The sequence below is a fragment of the Bradyrhizobium sp. BRP20 genome (genome assembly GCF_020194215.1).
Lineage (GTDB): Bacteria > Pseudomonadota > Alphaproteobacteria > Rhizobiales > Xanthobacteraceae > Bradyrhizobium > Bradyrhizobium yuanmingense.
On sequence record NZ_JADYVY010000006.1, the window covers coordinates 383,978 to 401,047 of the forward strand.

The following is a 17,070-nucleotide window of genomic DNA, read 5'->3' on the forward strand; positions in this document are numbered from 1 at the left end:
GACATGGCGGATCAACCGAGACGGCCGCGCACGCTGGGCGATGCCAGGACCGAGGCCGAGGCGGCGTTCAAGAAGGTGACGGCCAAGGTCGCCACGGCGCCGCCCAAGCAAAACGCCGTGCCCGGCATCAAGGAGCAGGTCACGCTGCGCATCGACCAGGACGTGCTGGAGTTCTTCCAGGAGGGCGGTCCCGGCTGGCAGGATCGCATCAACGAGGCGCTGCGCAAGGTGGCGGGGAAGTAGACTTCGCGGATGGGCTGTAGCTTCTCATCCTGAGGAGCTTGCGAAGCAAGCGTCTCGAAGGATGAAGGCCCCGCTGGTCGAGGCGCGCCTTCATGGTTCGAGACGGCGCTTCGCGCCTCCTCACCATGAGGATCACAAACGAAAAAGCCCGGCGCGAGCCGGGCTTCTGTCGTCTGGGATCCGTCTCGCTCTCAGCGGCGGAACATGCCGCCCATCATGCCGCCGACGACGCCACCGACGAAGGCCGCACCGGCAGCATCGCCGGGATTGCTGCGTGGCTGGGGAGCCGGTGCCGGCGCGCTGCTCTGAGCCGGGGCGGTGGCGGCGCGCCGAGCCGGCTTCTGGCTGCCGTCGCTCGCCGTTGCCGGGGCAGCCACGATTTCCGAGAGCAGGGCCTTGTGCTGGTTCTTGTTGAGATAACCCGACGAGGGATAGCCGCGCGCAGTCTGCCAGCGCTTGAGCACGGACCGCGTTTCGTCGTTGAAGACGCCGGTTTGGTTGGTGTCGAAGCCGAGCGCCGTGAGTCGACGCTGCACGTCGCGGCGCTTATTCTTGTCGAGACCGATTTGGTCCTCGGTCACTTGGGTAGCCTCATCCGTGAAGGTGGCGGGATCGACGCCGGCATTGAGCGTGCGGGTCGCGGTCGAGGGGCCGCTCTTGATCGCCGCTAGCCGCGCCAGCGCCAGCGCCTTGAACTGGCCGTTCGGGTAAGCGGTGAGGTAGGCATTGAGCTCCTCGGCCTTGTGGGACTCCTTAACCGAGCGCCAGTATTCGAGCTCGACACCGTCCGAGCTTCCGGTCGCCGCCGGCACAATGCCGGTCGCGGTCGGGGCCGCAGCGGCGACCTGGGTGGTCGGCGCCTGATTGAGATAGACGGAGCCGGTCAGGTTGGTGTGGCCCCAGGGCAGCTGGCCCTTGCGGGTCTCTTCATTGACCTGAGCGCGCACCGACGTCATGGCCTGCTGGATCTCGACGCCGGGCTTGGTGATGTTGTCAATCAACGCCCGCGTGAACGGGCTGTTGTTGCCTTCCTGGCCGTCGAGTGCGGTCTGGCCCGGGCCGGTGGCGAACGCGATCAGCGTGCCTTCGCCGGACTTCATCTCGGCGAGGCCGCTCTGGACGTTGACGCTGCGGGTCGCCGAATTCGACTTGATCTTCGCGGCGAACGGATTGTCCCGGCAGGCGTCGAGGAAGACGAGCTTGACCTTGGCATCGCCCATGGTCTGCTCGAGCGTCAGGTCGATGTTGATGGCGGCACCCAGCTTGACGTCCATCTCCGACTTGATGTCGGCATCGACGGGCAGCAGGTAATTGGTGCCGCTGACGGCGATGCCGTGGCCGGCATAATAGAACAGCGCGATATCGGAGCCTTGCGCCTTGCGGCCGAAATCAAGCAGCTTCTCGGTCATCTGGTCGCGGCTGAGATTGGAGCCTTCGATCACCTCGAAGCCGACATTGCGCAGCGTGGCCGCCATCGCCTTGGCGTCGATCGGCGGGTTCGGCAATTGCGCGACGTTCTTGTAGGAGCCGTTGCCGACGACGAAGGCGACGCGGCGGTCAGCCTTGGCGGCACTGATCGACAGCGCCATGCACATCAGCGAAGCGAGGAGGGTGAGATAGCGCATTCTGAAATCCCCAGAATCGAATTGCAGGCAGCAACAAATCGGCCACGAACCTACACGAAGTGCCCGACTTCGCGCCACCAAAACGGCAGTCCGTTGCGTTCAACCCGCTGCTGTGTGGCCGAATGTGCACGATGGAGTGTCGCTCCAACGTGATCCAAATCACACGGCCACTTGGTTTTGTCGCGCGAGACGGCGCGAGGTTCACCTGGCCCGGGCGGGAACCGACGAAGCGGGCTTCAAATTGAGTAAATTGCCGAACAGGATCAGCGCGGCGCCGAGCACGGTCCAGGCGTCGAGCCGCTCGGAATACAACAGCCAACCGGCAGTTGCAGTCAGTGGAACCCGCAGGAAGTCCATCGGAACCACGACCGTCGCGTCAGCGTAGCGCATCGCACTGGCCAGGCAATAATGTGAGAACGTGCCGCAGACGGCGATCACGCCGACCCAGCCCCAGACATAGAGCGACGGCCACGTCCAGACCAACAGCGTCGGAATGAAGCCCGCAACCGACTGCACCACCAGCATCCAGAACAGGATCGAGAGCGCACTCTCGGTGCGGGTCAGCGATTTGACCAGCGCCATCGCGACGCCAAATCCCATGGCGGCGCCAAGCGCGATGAGCTGCCCCGGATTGATCTCCCCGGTCGAGGGGCGGACAATGACGATAACGCCGACGAGGCCGAGCACGATGGCGGCGATCTTCCATGGCGTCATCCGCTCGGACAGGAAGCTCGCCGCGAGGACGGCCGTCCAGATCGGCATGGTGAACTCGATTGCGACCACCTGGCCGATCGGGATCAGTGTCAGTGCGAAGAACCAGCCGAGTTGGGCAACATAGTGCACCAAATTGCGGCCGACATGCTGCGGCAACCGCGATGTCTTGAGCACCTTCCAGCCGCCGGCGCGGTAGATGATCGGTGAGAGCAAGACGAAGCCGGCCAGCGACCTCATTTCCATGATCTGAAAAACATTCAGCTCGCGCGTGGTCTCGCGCCCGGCCACTGCCATGATCAGCATCAGCGACAGCCAGCCGGCCATCCACAGTGCAGCCATCATTTTCGACGGTGTGGCGCTCATCTGCGGCGGATACGGAAAGGGATGGACAGAGGAGGGGCGGCCGGTATCGGCGACATTGCCGCCGTTTGCAACGGCCAAATCTGCGGATGCAGCGATGCTGGGCGGCATGCTAAGGCATCAGCGAACAACGACAAAGATCGGGAGACATTGCCCATGCGCATCTTGCAGCCGGCCGAGTGGAAAAAACCGCGCGGCTTTTCCCACGGCGTCGTGACCGAGGGGCCGGGCCGATGGGTGGTACTCGCCGGCCAAACCGGGGGCGACGAGGCCGGCAGTTACGATCCCGACGTGGCAGCCCAGGTCGCGACGGCGCTGAAGCGGATCGTCAAGCTGCTGGGCGAGGCCGGTGCCGGCCCCGAGCACATCGTCCGCCTGACCTGGTACCTGACCAGCCGCGCCGAGTACGAAGCGGCAGGTGCCGGCATTGGCGCGGCCTGGAAGGAAACGCTCGGCCGCAATTTTCCGCCCTCGACGCTGCTCTATATCGGAGGCCTCGTGGACGAGCGTGCCAAGGTCGAGATCGAGGTCACGGCGTTCGTGCCCGGCCCATAAAAAAATCGATCCGGCGCGGGCGCCGGATCGATTGTCGCGTGAGCTAGCGTCTTATTTCGACATCGAGATGTGCGCGCCGCGGAACTGACTGTCCGCGCGCATCGTGACGTTCTGCTTGTTGCCGGACGTCTTGAGAGAGATGTTGGCGTTGAAGCCCGCGGTGGAGGCCACCAGCTCGTAGCTTCCGCCGCTGCCGCGGCCCTGTAGCGAACCGGAGATGTTGCGGCTGGTCTCGGACCAACTGCCTGCAATGGCGCCGCCTTCGGCCTTCACGTTGGCGCCGAGGTTGAATTTGTAGGCATCGCTGGCGCAGGTCAGCGACATCTCCATGGTCGGTCCGATCGGAGCGTATTTGGCCCGGCAGCGGATCCGCTCGGTCGAGCCGTCATCCAGCGTGACCGTGCCACTACCGCTCCAGCTGCCCGCCAGCGGGGCGAACGGGCCGGACTGGGCACTGCTTTCGGTCGCGGCGATCCCAGCCCCAAACAAAACGGCGGCCGCGATCAGCAGCCGCCGGTTCCGGGCGCGAGCCTCAATTAGTTTATTGGCGCGATGCTTCCCACCGCCCGCTGCACGGTATGCCTGCAGATGCTCCATTCCACTTCCCCGATCCGGCGTTGCCGCTGAGTTGACCGTTGGCATATGCACCATTGATCGAAACTTTCACAAGTCCCCCGCTGCCGATGGTGCCGGAAACGTTAGCGCCGGGCGCGGTGATCTTGCCGCCGGCAACCGTCAGCATCGAGCTTGCGGTCGGCTCGCACGAACCGCTCTTGGTCACGATGGTGACTTGCCAATTGCCGTCATAGGGATTCTGGGCGAAGGCGGGGGCGGCGAGGGTGCCAGCGAGAACTGGGGCGGCACAGAACACCGCAATGCGACCAAAACGCATGAATTCGTCCTTGAATGTGTCTGAGTTGTTGACGCTTATTCGGACGAAATGTGACGGAAATTTGTTGCGATGCCAAAGCGAAAATTGTTCCTTTGGGAACAATGGTTTATTTGCGCTTTTGGCTCCAATTTCCGAAGCAGAATCAAGGGCGCCGCACGTTAAGGGTAAACGTCAGGACGACTCGGAAAGAGCTTGCTCCAGGAGACTTCGGCTCCGAGGGCAGGCTCAGAGGGTCTTGGCTCAGGAGAGGCTCGGCGCGGAGGTCGCGAACTGCTCGTCCTGGACTTTGGCGGGTAGCGCCTTGTGGACCTTGGCGTAATCGATCACGTCGGCCAGCAGCTTGAGCCCGAGCGGCGCCAGCGCGCGCTCCCAAAGCTCTCGTGCGGTCTCGCCCTTCTTGACGAAGCACCAGTCCTGGGCGGCGATCGCGCCGGCATCCATGCGGTCGGCGAGATGGTAGATCGTGCCGCCAGCGATGGGGTCGCCTTCCTTGATGGTCCATTCCACCGCGGCCTTGCCGCGGTGGCGCGGCAGCAGCGAGGGATGATAGCCGATCCCGCCGAGCCTGGCGGCGGCGAGCGCATCCTTGCCGATCCTGGCATGGCTGTGCGCGGTGATGATCAGATCGGTGTCCGGGGCGATCTCGGAGGCCACCACCAGCTTAGGATTGGCTTGCACCTGCACCTCGATGCCCGCCGCCTTGGCCGCCGCGGCGAGGCGGTCGTCGGCGTCCGCCACCACGACCCGGACGACCGAGACGCTGTGCTCCCGGAGCATGTTCAGGGTGGTCACGCCAAAATGGCGGGAGCCGACGAGGGTAATTCGCATGGGTGTCCGATCCGTCTCGCAACTGCGTCATCCCCCGATAACACGTCCGCATGCCCTGTCACCACCCGCGCAGCGTTTGCGTGGGTTATCAACAATGCGCCGGGTGCCGCTTGCGCGAACGCCGGGATTGCGCCGTCGAGCCGTCCGGCGCCTTCCAAGCGGGCATGACATCGGCTTGGGAGCGAAGGCAATGCGCAGCGTCGGGTTTTTCGCTGTCGCGACACTGCTGGCGGCCACTTCGGCCCAAGCTGGCGGGCCTTCCCGGCGGTCCCGACCGGCGTTGCGCCATCAGGTGGCGCCGATCTCGGACGCCTACCGTTGCCTGGGGCCCTGCGTCGTCGATGAGAGCCTGTAGCGGTTCCTGTGTTTCGTTTTTAACAGAGATGCCTCGGATTGGCTGATAAGGGTGCGCCAACCGGGGCTGGCGACATTTTCAACCCGCATCCGTTTTCGACCCCGGCTTTTGGCCGCCGGCGGCCTTTCATGCCCACGACTGACGAAATCATCGAACGGTAACACGATCTCAACCAGCTTGGCGTATCGACGAATCCGTCGCGGATTTGTATTGCGTACCGCGACACCGAAATCGTCCGCCGGCGTGGGCGCGCCGCCGGGCCTTTTCGCCGGGACAGATCTCATGCCGAACGCGATCGAGCAGATCGTCGACGCCTATGTGCGTCTGAAGAACCGCCGTGGACTGGACGAGCTGATGATGCACAGGCAGCGGCTCGCGGTCGATCTGAAGAGCCGGTCCGGCTATGATTTCAGCCTGCCGATCGGTCAGATCGACGAGGAGATCGCGATCATCGAGGCGGGGCTCAGCCGGCTCAAGTCGGATAAGTCCACGATCTAGACGTCGGCATCGTGCGCGATGCCTGGCGTTGACGCATTGTCGCAGTCCGAGCCCGGTTCATGCGGGGTTCAGGCCAGCCATGCGTCAATTGCCATGTCGTTTCGTGGGACGCGAATCCTCTTGTCCCGTGTTTTGAAGGAATCGTCATGATCGAACTTGCGCTGGCCGGCCTGCTTGCGCTTGCAACCGTGCCTGCGGCGCCGACAGCGCCCATGGTGGAGCAGGTTCAGTTCAGGGGCGGTCCGGGCGGGCAATGTCCACACGGCTACGATTACAACCACTCGAACGGCCGCTGCTATCCCAACGACCGTCACGCGCCGGGTGTCTACACCGGGGGCCACGGCTCGGGGTATGGGCGCCGTGGTGGCCTGTGCCCGCACGGTTACGACTATAATTACTCGACAGGCGAGTGCTACCCGAATCGTGCGCACGCGCCCGGCGCTTACGGTCGCCCTCAATATTACGGACGACGCGGCGGGCTCTGTCCGGACGGCTATGATTACAATTACTCGCAGGGACAGTGCTACCCGCACGGGGCACGTGCGCCGGGCATGTATGGGCGGTAGTCATCGCCGTGCTGAGGCGGGCGCTCAGTCGCGTCGGCCGCCGTCGATCACCGTGAACAGCGGCCGCGCCGGGGTGGGTTCGACCAGCAGCTCCTCTACCAGTGCGGTTGCGGCATCGACATATTTTCGGGTCGGCTTGTCGAGAGGGCGCTTGGCCTCGTCGTCGAGCGCGACTTTTGCGGCCTCGACCAGCTTGCGCATGCGCGCGGCATGGTCGTCGCCCGCGGTCAATGTCGCGCGCGCCAGCGAGCGCAGCACGAACAGCTCGCCCTCGAGGCGAAGCAGACGGTCGTTGAGCCTGGTCAGGACGGCGTTGAGGTCGGCCATGGCGTTCGAAGCGGAGGATCCGTCCTGATCTAGCCGCGATCGGTGAACGGAGTGCAAACGGCGCCGGCGCAATTCGGCGGATCCGGCGTCACTGCAGGCGGCTTACCATTCGACGCCGGCCCAGCGCCGCCCGAACACCGGCGGCCTCGTCTTCACGGCCTGCCAGCCGAAGAAGTGGTGCTTGCCGGACCAGGCATGCACGATGCCGCTGCAGATGCCGCATTTGAAGCTGCCGCTGTGAGCCTCGCTGTGCTCCTCTCTGGTCGCGGTGTAGTTCATGCCGCAACCGGTGCAGGTGAATTCTTCGATCGTCCAGATGCTGTTGGCCATGTCCCAGAATGCGTTTCGGTGACTACGAAGAATGGTAGTCACCAGCATTTGCAGCGGCGTAAACCGGCGCGGGGAAATCCGGTTAACCCGCGTTAGCCAAGCCGGGTTGGGACGGGCGATGCGGTATCCGGCAGCCGGTCGTCTTGACGCCAGATGCGTTGCTGGCAATAACGGCTGAGCCCGCAAGCGCGGAAGTTGCGTTCATGCCGCAAGGAAAGCTGTGCCCGTGAAAAGCCTCCGTCAGTTGCTGACGGGCGAGGACGTCATCCAGCTCGTGATCCGCCTCGGCCTGCTCGCCCTGCTGATCATCTGGACCTTCCTGATCATCCGCCCATTCGTGCCAATCCTGGCCTGGAGCGGCGTGCTGGCGGTCGCGTTCTATCCGGCATTCAGCTGGGTCGCCAAGATCCTGGGCGGCCGACCCAAAACCGCAGCAATAATCCTGACCCTGATCACGCTGGGTATCGTCATCGGCCCGGCGACCTGGCTCGGCATCAGCGCGGTGGACGGCGTGCGTGAGCTGGCGCACCAGCTCGGCACCGGCGACCTCGTGCTCCAATCGGCTCCGGAGCAGCTTAAGTCCTGGCCGCTGGTCGGCCCCTGGCTCTACGAGCTCTGGGATCAGGCCTACAACAACGTTCGGACGGCGGTGCGCGAGGTGGCGCCGTATCTTCAGCCGCTGGCCGGCCCGCTGCTCTCGCTCGCGGGCGACGCCGGCCTTGGCACGCTCCAGTTTCTCGTCTCCGTGTTCGTGGCCGGCTTCCTGTTTCCGCATGGGCCGCGCCTGGTCGCGGCCGGCCGCAACTTCCTGTTTCGCATCGTGCCGGAGCAAAGCGAGCATTTCCTCTCGCTCGCCGGTGCGACCATCCGCGCCGTGGCGCAGGGCGTCATTGGCGTGGCGATCGTCCAGGCGCTGCTCGCCGGAATCGGCTTCAAGCTCGCCTCGGTGCCGAGCGCGGGCCTTCTTGCCTTCATCGTGCTGCTGCTCTCGATCGTGCAGATCGGTGCTTTCCTGGTGCTGCTGCCAGTGATCATCTGGATCTGGACCGCTAAGGACGTCACCACCGCGCTGCTGCTCACCGTGTTCTTCGTCCTGGTCGGCTTCATCGACACCATGCTGAAGCCGCTGGTCATGGGCCGTGGCCTGACCACCCCGACCATCGTGATCTTCGTCGGCGTGATCGGCGGTACGCTGGCCCACGGCATCGTCGGACTGTTCATCGGACCGATCATCCTGTCGGTGGCCTGGGAAATGATGATGGCCTGGATCAGGACCGAGGACCGGGCGGAGACGGGGAAGGGGTGATCTCGCGCCCGCCAGCGCGGTGTCAGCCGCCCATGCCGGTTAGCTCGTGGCTTGTGATCAAGGCGCGTCGCTAACTTGTCTGTTTGACTAGACAAGTTACCATTGGGTCGATTCTGTTTTCGACAACGGCAGCAATGGCAAAGTCTTCCAAGCTGGTTGCCGCCAGGCGCGGCAAGGTATTGTTGGTCAGACGCCGGTCGGACGGCCTGTGGATGTTTCCGGGCGGCCGCAAGCGTGCGCGCGAGTCGGAGAAGGACTGCCTGCGGCGGGAGATCAAGGAGGAATTGCCCAAGCTGAAGCTCGGCAGGATCAGCCTCTGGAAGGAAGTGAAGGCGAGGAACAAGCGCTCCGGCCGCAAGATGAGCGACGCGATCTTCATCGCCAAGTCCGCCAAGGGCAGGCTGGCGATCGGCGACAAGAAGGAGATCGACCGCGCCGCCTGGCACAAGCCCCGCGGCATCCGCCTGACGGCGACCTCGCGCTACATCCGCGACCGCCTGTTTCCGCGCAAGCGGCGGCGAAGCTGAGCCGCTAGTCCTCCCGCGCCGCCGATCGCGTCCTGCCAGCAAACCTCCTCGATTGCGCCACCTCCGGCTCGGGTGCGGCGAGCTTCGCGGCCTGGAGCTCCCGCATCTCCTTGCGGGCCTGGCGCGCACTGCGCATCGCCCGCTTGATGAAGGGATGCTGCGAGTCCTCGGCGAAGAACAGCACGACTTCGCAGCTCGGACATTGCCTGGAATAGCCGTCCTGCAACCGGCCGGCGCGATCGCGAAACACGTTCTTGCACCGCGTGCACTGAACCTGGACCGAACTCATGCGCGGATGACAATCACTTTGAAATGGATCGTCAGCTGATCCGAAATGTCTGAAGAAAGCTTGAATGCCGGCCTGGCCCGATGCCGCCAGACATCGCCGAGCCAACTAGGCGTGTGAACCAGTTCACAAGCGCGCGGCGAAACCGCTGCTATGAAGACGTCATTGCTTAACCGATTCATTTCGAACGAAACGCCCCAGCGTTGCTCCAAGCGCTGGGGCTTTTTCGTGCCTCCATTCTCACAGCCAAGAGCAGATCGAAAGGGATCGCGCCGCCGCCTCGAACGTTACCGAGGAGGGGTGCGTTCGCAGGGCAAATCCCATATGCATGGCGCCGAGCTGCCGATTCGAGGGGCAAGGCGGCTCGCATTCAGTTTGCGGCGGTTCAAAAGCAGAAACGGGTCCAAGTGAGGCTTTCCACGAAGGCAAGGGTGGCCAAGAAGCCGCCGAAGAAGAGCAAAGGATCGCAGCGCGCCACGATCTCGTCTTCGTCGCCTCTCGGCATGATGGCCCTTCATCTGCTTGGACAATGGAAGCAGTCCGGACGCAGCGGCATCGTGTTTCTCGCCGAGAGCGAGAACAGGGCGGAGCGGCTCGGCAGCGTCATTCACGCGCTCGACCCCGCCTGCGAGGTGCTGGTGTTTCCGCGCTTGAATACCTTGCCGTTCGATCAACTGGAGCCCTCGCACGAGCTCGCGGGGCGCAGAGCCTCCGTGCTGAGGCGCCTTGCGAAGTCCAAGAAGCCGGTGTTTCTGGTATCGACGGCTGAAGCGGTGATGGAGCGGATGCCGCCGCCGGCCAGCCTGTCGCGCCTGAGCCTGAGCTTGAAGGTGGGCGGCACGTTCTCCGAGCAGGAGCTGGAGTCCCGCCTGCAATCCCTCGGTTACGATCTTGACGATGAGCCGGATTATCCGGGCGGGGCGCTGTTCCACGGCCAGACCTTCGAGATATTCCCGGCGGGCGCGCTGGGGCCGTTCCGGATCGAGCATTCGCAGCACACGATCAAACGGATCGTGGCCTTCGACCCGCATGAGCACAGGATCATCTTCGAGACCAGGGAGCTGCTCGTCGATCCCATGTCGGAGCGGCTCGGCCTTGCCGGCAAAGGCGGTAAGCGCGCCAGCCTGTTCGATTATTGCGTGGGCGCCAGATGGATCGCCGATGCCGGCGTGCCGTCGCATGCCGACGGATGGCTCGATACGATCGAGGAGGCCGCGCCCCGCAGCGAGCGGGAGCGCGAATATCTCGGGCGCAGCGATTGGAAGCGGCTCTCCAAGGGCATCAAGGTGCTGCCGCGGACGGCACCGTTCCAGGCCATCCCGGAATTTTCGAAGCTGACATCCTCCCGGAAGGCGTTGCGTGGCTTCGTCGAGGAGACGCGCCGGGCCGGGTCGCGGCTGATCCTCGTTGCCGCGCACGAGGACGATCTGCGCGTGATGGAGCGGATGAGCGGCGTCAAGGCGGAGCGCTGCGAAGACTGGGAGGAGGCGGCCCGCGGGCGGGGCGGTGAGATGGCGCTGCTCGCCGATCTCGATGCCGGTTTCGTCGTGCCGGCGAAGAAGCCTCTGGTCGTGGTGACGGCGTCCGACGTGCTCGGCAGCCGCGCGCATCATCCGCAGCCGATGGCGCGCGCCTGGAGCGCGGCCTTCGACCATGCCGATGCGCCGGAGCAGGGCACGGTGGTCGTTCATCTCCAGCGCGGCCTTGCCGTGCTCGACGGCCTGCAGACCGTCAACACCGGCGGGGGCGCGATGCGCGAGATGATCCGCCTGAAGTTCGCCGGCGACAATGCGGTGCTGGTGCCGCCGCCCGATCTCGCCTTGATGTGGCCTTACGCCGCCGAGCTCGGCAGGCTTTCGCTCGATAAGGCGGACGGCAGCACGTGGTGGGCGCGCCGCAGCGAGGCCGAGCGCGAGATCCAGATCGCCGGCAAGGCGCTCGCCAAGCACATCAGCCAGCGCCGGCGGCGGCGCGGCGAAAAGCTGGTGCCGCCGGGATCGGCCTACGAGAAGTTCGTCGCGCGTTTTCCTTACTTCACGACGATCGACCAGGCCCAGGCGATCCGGGACGTGCTGGATGATCTCGCATCCGGCCATCCGATGGATCGGGTGATCTGCGGCGATGTCGGCTTCGGCAAGACCGAGGTCGCGCTGCGCGCCGCAGCCGCGGTGGTGCTGTCAGGCAAGCAGGTGGCGGTCGCGGTGCCGACGACGGTGCTGGCCCGCCAGCACGTCGCGACGTTCCAGAAGCGATTTGCCCCGTTCGGCATCGAGGTCGGCAACCTCTCGCGCGCGACCTCCGGCGCGGCGCTGCGGGAGACCAGGGAGGGCCTGCGCAGCGGCCGGACCAAGGTCGTGATCGGCACGCAGGCGCTCACCGGCAAGGACGTCAGGTTCGACGATCTCGGCCTCGTCATCGTCGACGAGGAGCAGCATTTTGGCGCGGCGGAAAAGGCAAAGCTCGCAGGGCTCGCCAAGAACGTCCACGTGCTGATGATGAGCGCGACGCCGATCCCGCGCACGCTGGCCGCCGGCCTCGCCGGCTTCCGCGATCTCAGCGTGATCGCCTCGCCCCCGGTGCACCGGCTTCCGGTCGCGACCCGGATCGCGCCGCTGTCGGATGCGGCGATCGCCTCGGCGCTGCTGCGCGAGCAGCGCCGCCACGGCCAAAGCTTCCTGATCTGCCCGCGCATCCAGGATCTCGATCCCATGCTGGCGCGGGTGCGGGCCGTGGCGCCGGACCTGCGCATCGTCTGCCTGCACGGCAGGCTGGCCGCGGACGAAATCGACGACCGCATGATGAGCTTCGTCGAAGGCCATGCCGACGTCCTGCTCGCGACCAACATCGTCGAGAGCGGTCTCGACATTCCCCGCGCCAACACCATCGTGGTGTGCTGGCCGGAAAAATTCGGCCTCGCTCAACTGCACCAGCTGCGCGGACGCGTCGGCCGCGGCGGCATCCGCGCCTTCGCGCATCTGCTCACCGAGACGGAGTCCGGACAATCCGAGAAGCGCCTCGCCGTGCTCGAGGAGTTCAGCCGGCCGGGCGCGGGCTTTGCCATCAGCGAGCGCGACCTGGATCTGCGCGGCGCGGGCGATTTGTTCTCGGAACAGCAATCCGGCCACGTCCAGGTGTTCGGGCCGGTGCTCTACAGCCACCTGCTGAAAATGGCCTCGGAGAAGAGCGACGAGCAGCTGTGGGTGCCCGACCTCAACCTGCCGGTCGGGGACATGCTGCCCGAGAGCTATGTGCAGTCCGAGCCGGTGCGGCTCGAGCTCTATGCCCGCGCCGCACGATGCAACGACGAGGACGATCTCGACGACCTCGAGGAGGAAACCTCCCGCCGCTTCGGACCCTTGCCAAAGCTCGCGCGCGACTTCTTCGCCGCGGCCAAGCTCAGGATCGAATGCAAGCGACGCGGCATCATCCGCCTCGACGTCGGGCCTGAAGCTGCGGCCGCGACGTTCCTGCCCGGACGCCTGCGCAAGTCGCGAGGCAAGTCACTGCAACGCGACGGCGACCGCGTCGTCTATCACAGCCCGATGCGCGATGCGCCGTTTGAGCGGGTGGAGGAGCTGTTCGAGCTGCTGGACGAGGGGTAGGGGCTTGCGCGTTCGTCAGCGCTCGCAACTGCGAATTCGTAGCGGAAACCCTGCTCCACCATTATAGTTAATTTGGGCGTGGCGAAGGAGATCGTCCGATGTCACATGCCATTCGTCCAGTGATTGCCACGATTGTCGCAGGCTCATGTCTGTTGGCCCTGGTGCAAGCGGGCGGCGCAAATGCCGGCTCCGCCGGAGCGGGCATGGGAACGGGGCAGGGTAGCGCTGGCGGCTCGGCGCCTTCTGGAATGGGGACGAGTGCGGGCAATGCAGGTCCCTCAGCACCCCCAGGGATGGGGACGAAGGACATCGCGCCCGGCGGAGATCTGGGCACCAACAGCGAAGCGACCAATCCGAACGTCCAGCCCGCCACGCCTGCGAGGTCGCGGGCGGCAGCTCAGGCCGCGAGAAATGCCGGGGCTGGTCGCGCTCAAAATGGCCTGCCGATCGGCGCAATTGGCAGCGGCACGAGCAATGAAGATCAAAAGGCCGCTGGTTCGGCGTTCTCCCAAAGCAGATTCCGACCGGCAACACAGGCTCAAGGAAACGCCAGTGTTGGTTCAAATAGTCTGTCAGGGAGAGGCTCGAGCCTTTCGGACCAGATCAGTCGGCCGCGAGCCGCACGAGCTGGAGACAAGGTGCTGGATGCCAAGGCCCGGGTCGAGCGACGAACGACTGTGTCGCCCAAACGCGTTACGAGCCCGATAGGACCGGGTTTGTAATCTGCGAGTGACGGGGGAACAGGTCGACTCGGTGCATCGCGCTCTCCAAAGCACATGTGACGCTCGCGTTTGAGCGGACGCACGAGCTGTTCGAGCTGCTGGACGAGGGGTAAATCGGAAAGTGCGAAAACAACCCCATGCACAGTAGCTATGTGCTTGTGCGATAAGGCGTTCTGCATTCGGCGCGTCCATCGCGGCCGAGGTGGCCCAAGCAAGCGTGGTCCACGACCCGGATCAGGCCTATCGTGCCGAGTCCGTGCCGGAGGCGCCGTCACTTGGCCGTTGATTTGTCGGGCAAAACAGTGGCATTATGCCAACTTCGGAAAATCCGTTGCTGGCATGGCTGTTGCCGAATGCACGGCGAGGAGCTTGCGCCGGATCCGTAATCGGCCGGGGTTGCCGGGCCGTCCGCCGGCCGCGCCGCTAACGCGGAATTAATCCAGAAAGCCGACAATTTTAGGCAGTTGTGTATGGGTGCTGCGTAAGCGGATCGTCGCGAGGCGTTCCAGGGGCGGCTTCCTGTTGCTCGCTCCATGGGGGTCAGTGCAAATGACCACGTCCTTCGAAACGCCAAGCTTCGCCGAAGAGCTCGACGCCGTCGCCCTTGCAGACGCTGCAGGCGCGCAGGAACCCGCAGGCCCGGAAGCTGAAACGCCGCCAATCACGCCCCGCCGCAAGACGATCCTGCCGCTGGCGGTGTGTGCCCTCGCCATTAACGGCGCGGCGGCCATATATACGTCGCCCTCCCGCATGCCGTCACTGAATGTTGCCAGCCTGGCTGAACTGCTGCCGCGACAGGAAGCGTCGGCGCCGAAACCGGATCCGGTCGTCACCGCCCTGAAGGAGATCCAGTCGGCCCAGCAGCAGCACACGGCTTCGCTGCAGGAGAACAACCAGACCCTGCAGCAGAATGCAGCCTTGCTGCAGCAGGATTCACTCTTGCTGCTGTCGCTGCGGCAGAGCATCACGGACGAGCGGGTCGACGTGAAGAAGATCTCCTCGCAGCTCACCACGCTGATCGCCAAGGTCGACTCGCTGCAGAACGTGATGATGTCGGACGTGACATCGTCCGTTCGCAGAGCGAATGCGCGCTACGGACTGTCCGCCGCGATGCGCAAGCGGCTGGTGCGTGAGCCCAAGCCCCTGGGGCCTCTAGGGCCGGTGTCGATCGGAGGGGCTCCGCTGACCGCGCCGGCTGCGGTGGCGGCGCCGGAGAGCTGAGGACGCGTTCTGGCTAGGCCGCTTCCTCCTCGAACGAGGTATAGACCCGGCCTGTGGGATCAACGACCTGAACGTCCCAGCATCCGTCCTCGACCAGCTCCCTGGCCTTTTTGAGGGCCGCGGCGAGTGACGCCCGCTTGAGGCTGACGACGCCCGCCGTGTCGAAACCGTTGATTTCAAACATACCGTTCCTCCGGTTTTGGGGAATCCTACACGTTTCCGGCGCGATGTCAGCGGGTTTGTCAAAGTTTCAGTTGCTGGGCCTTGGCCTCCAACCGTATTCCTGATGGGAAATCGTGGCGGTGATGTCGGCCTCTTTGTCTGCCGAGAGGCGCCAGGCCGCCACTCCGAAGCACAACGTCAGGACCAGGGCCGTCGCAAGCAGAAGCATCGAGACGAAATGGCTCACGCGCGTCACCAGCGGTTGGAAGCTCCGAGAGAGCGAACACGGGTTGCCGATTCGGAAAATACAGACGGGCTGACCTAAAGCCCTGGTTTCCACATCAAGTCACACAGGACCAAAGGCGCTCACGATCCCGATCGTGATCGGGACCAGCGCGACGATCGTCCATAAGGCGGGCGAGCTGGAAGACAGACCGGCGAAAAAGATCAAAAGACCGAAGCCCACAAGGGCCGCCGAGATGGCATAGGCGAGTGCTTTTTCCATCGTTCGATCCACGAGGAAACGGGATGGATTGCGCCTGTAGGACTCAGTGCCGATCGAAACGTTCCCATGCTGATCTGGATTGGCAGTGCATCAGCATCTCCGCAGCTCCGCTCAGCATGTCGACCACCACTGCGGCTTCGAAGCCTGGAGCCACAAAATCACTGGGCCATGTCTGCGCGGATCGGGCACCGGATCCGCGGCGTGCTTCTAAGGCCGAGACGGGTCGGTCCCGGCCTTCCGCTCAACCATCGCCATTTCCACTTGGTCAGCAAGGACCGTGAGGTGGCTTGCGAGCCTGTCGAACACTTAGCGCTTGGCTGGATCGGTAGCCAAGTCGCGGATCAGGGCGCGTTCGGCCGCATCTTTGCAAGTTTCTCGATCTGCGCCAGATAGTCCTTCATTGGCAATTGGCTTCGTTCTGCGCAAACAAAACGTACAAGCAATGTGCGAAAGCGAGCAGAAGCGATTGCCGATTTTTCCTAGTCTTCGGTGGCTTTGGCCTTCCCCAAAGGTCCAAGCACCTCCAGCGGCCCCGGCCTCACACCCCAAAAGCCCCCCACGGTCGGGGCCGTCATTGGCGCTAGGCGCGATTTGCGATCGTGGCCGTGGCGCCTGCCTCTGAGCGTTCGCGGATGGAGGAGCCGAGTCGCATCGCACGAACTGCGACAACGGCGCAGCACTCTTCAAAGGAACTGACTCCATGCCTCTGCATTCCTCGATTGCATGATTTTCCCACTTTTCGGTCGGCTCGTTGACGGAGGGGGTACATGGGCACTTTCGATCACACCGCTGTTCTGAAGCAGCGTTTCGATGAGCTTGCTTCTGGGCTTTCCGCATTGGAAGATCTGCGCTCGCGCGTAGTCGCAGCCGAGCAAATGCAAGAGAGGCATAGTCACGCGGGCAAGCCGCCCCCGACAATTCGCAAGGGTGGCAACCCTAAATCGCGATCAGCAGAAACCGATCGGCCAAAGAGGCGCTAGGCGCGGCCCTCGGTTCACGCTTCAGAACAAGGGCCGCCGCTCTGGAACAGCGGCCGTACCGGGTTACGATAGATCCGAGATGAAACTTGCCAGCCCCGGTAACGACATGTTCGTCCTGGAGGGACGTTCCTGCATCAACAAACGTGAATCCAAAGGAACGGCCCCGGGCGTCCCGGGGCTGGCTGCGGACACACCGAGGCCGCCCGACGCACCACTCAGCGTGGCACGCCGGGTGATATCGTCTGCTCAAACATTCGAGCTGGGTGTGTCAAAAGATACCGTCCAGCATTAAATTTTCGAGGTCTAGGCCAGAACCAGCCCCGACGGCAACGCGAACGGCGGCCGGTGAACACGTTCGAATGCGGCGCCCGAGAAAGGAGGCCGCAACCATTGGGGCCTACCGGTTCACGCTGGCGGACCACCATCGTTCGCCGCACGCGACCTCTCCGCGCGTGAGGGCATCAGC

Annotated in this window: 17 protein-coding genes; 7 read left to right on the top strand and 10 right to left on the bottom strand. The window is 64.3% G+C overall.

Going from position 1 to position 17,070, the window contains the following annotated elements; all coding sequences use genetic code 11:
• Positions 1-3 precede the first annotated feature (3 nt).
• Positions 4-243, top strand: coding sequence for a BrnA antitoxin family protein (locus I6F33_RS17540; RefSeq protein ID WP_036012607.1), 240 nt, complete (start codon positions 4-6; stop codon positions 241-243).
• 191 nt (positions 244-434) lie between these two features.
• Here I6F33_RS17540 and I6F33_RS17545 read toward each other — a convergent pair whose 3' ends face one another.
• Both I6F33_RS17545 and I6F33_RS17550 read right to left on the bottom strand, forming a co-directional pair.
• A complete protein-coding gene (locus tag I6F33_RS17545) occupies positions 435-1,868 on the bottom strand; it encodes a caspase family protein (RefSeq protein WP_225143492.1) in 1,434 nt (477 codons plus the stop codon).
• Between the two features lie 201 nt (positions 1,869-2,069).
• Positions 2,070-2,945 (bottom strand): DMT family transporter, encoded by an 876-nt coding sequence (locus tag I6F33_RS17550; protein WP_225143527.1) that lies wholly within the window; start codon positions 2,943-2,945, stop codon positions 2,070-2,072.
• 153 nt (positions 2,946-3,098) lie between these two features.
• On the opposite strand from I6F33_RS17550, the gene I6F33_RS17555 reads away from it, so the two are divergent.
• Entirely contained in the window at positions 3,099-3,497 is a 399-nt protein-coding gene (locus tag I6F33_RS17555; protein ID WP_225143494.1) for a RidA family protein, read from the top strand.
• Positions 3,498-3,548: 51 nt separating this feature from the next.
• Here the strand turns inward: I6F33_RS17555 and I6F33_RS17560 are convergent, their stop codons facing one another.
• From I6F33_RS17560 to I6F33_RS17570, 3 genes are all read right to left on the bottom strand, one after another.
• Complete coding sequence (locus I6F33_RS17560; RefSeq protein WP_225143496.1) at positions 3,549-4,094, bottom strand: hypothetical protein; 546 nt, start codon at positions 4,092-4,094, stop codon at positions 3,549-3,551.
• Entirely contained in the window at positions 4,039-4,389 is a 351-nt protein-coding gene (locus tag I6F33_RS17565) for a hypothetical protein (RefSeq protein WP_036012597.1), read from the bottom strand. The genes I6F33_RS17560 and I6F33_RS17565 overlap by 56 nt, the downstream gene beginning before the upstream one ends.
• 240 nt (positions 4,390-4,629) lie before the next feature.
• A complete protein-coding gene (locus I6F33_RS17570; protein WP_036012580.1) occupies positions 4,630-5,217 on the bottom strand; it encodes a formyltransferase family protein in 588 nt (195 codons plus the stop codon).
• Positions 5,218-5,854: 637 nt separating this feature from the next.
• On the opposite strand from I6F33_RS17570, the gene I6F33_RS17575 reads away from it, so the two are divergent.
• On the top strand, positions 5,855-6,070 hold the full coding sequence (locus I6F33_RS17575; protein WP_036012594.1) for a hypothetical protein: 216 nt from the start codon (positions 5,855-5,857) through the stop codon (positions 6,068-6,070).
• A 590-nt stretch (positions 6,071-6,660) separates the two neighbouring features.
• On the opposite strand, the gene I6F33_RS17580 is transcribed toward I6F33_RS17575, so the two are convergent.
• Entirely contained in the window at positions 6,661-6,963 is a 303-nt protein-coding gene (locus tag I6F33_RS17580; RefSeq protein ID WP_027575377.1) for a hypothetical protein, read from the bottom strand.
• A gap of 102 nt (positions 6,964-7,065) precedes the next feature.
• Entirely contained in the window at positions 7,066-7,293 is a 228-nt protein-coding gene (locus I6F33_RS17585) for a hypothetical protein (RefSeq protein WP_057029249.1), read from the bottom strand.
• 220 nt (positions 7,294-7,513) lie between these two features.
• Here I6F33_RS17585 and I6F33_RS17590 point away from each other — a divergent pair, with 220 nt between their 5' ends.
• Entirely contained in the window at positions 7,514-8,599 is a 1,086-nt protein-coding gene (locus I6F33_RS17590) for an AI-2E family transporter (protein ID WP_036012571.1), read from the top strand.
• Between the two features lie 134 nt (positions 8,600-8,733).
• A complete protein-coding gene (locus I6F33_RS17595; protein WP_157286040.1) occupies positions 8,734-9,126 on the top strand; it encodes an NUDIX hydrolase in 393 nt (130 codons plus the stop codon).
• Positions 9,127-9,130: 4 nt separating this feature from the next.
• Here I6F33_RS17595 and I6F33_RS17600 read toward each other — a convergent pair whose 3' ends face one another.
• Positions 9,131-9,415 (bottom strand): hypothetical protein, encoded by a 285-nt coding sequence (locus I6F33_RS17600; protein ID WP_036028134.1) that lies wholly within the window; start codon positions 9,413-9,415, stop codon positions 9,131-9,133.
• 500 nt (positions 9,416-9,915) lie between these two features.
• Between I6F33_RS17600 and I6F33_RS17605 the strand changes: the two genes are divergently transcribed.
• Together I6F33_RS17605 and I6F33_RS17610 are read left to right on the top strand one after the other, a co-directional pair.
• On the top strand, positions 9,916-13,014 hold the full coding sequence (locus I6F33_RS17605) for a DEAD/DEAH box helicase (protein WP_225125346.1): 3,099 nt from the start codon (positions 9,916-9,918) through the stop codon (positions 13,012-13,014).
• Positions 13,015-14,285: 1,271 nt separating this feature from the next.
• Positions 14,286-14,957, top strand: a complete 672-nt coding sequence (locus tag I6F33_RS17610; protein WP_225143498.1) for a hypothetical protein — start codon at positions 14,286-14,288, stop codon at positions 14,955-14,957.
• A 13-nt stretch (positions 14,958-14,970) separates the two neighbouring features.
• Here I6F33_RS17610 and I6F33_RS17615 read toward each other — a convergent pair whose 3' ends face one another.
• Positions 14,971-15,141 (bottom strand): hypothetical protein, encoded by a 171-nt coding sequence (locus tag I6F33_RS17615; protein WP_193374992.1) that lies wholly within the window; start codon positions 15,139-15,141, stop codon positions 14,971-14,973.
• A 324-nt stretch (positions 15,142-15,465) separates the two neighbouring features.
• Positions 15,466-15,624, bottom strand: a complete 159-nt coding sequence (locus I6F33_RS17620) for a hypothetical protein (protein WP_164936882.1) — start codon at positions 15,622-15,624, stop codon at positions 15,466-15,468.
• Between the last annotated feature and the right edge of the window lie 1,446 nt (positions 15,625-17,070).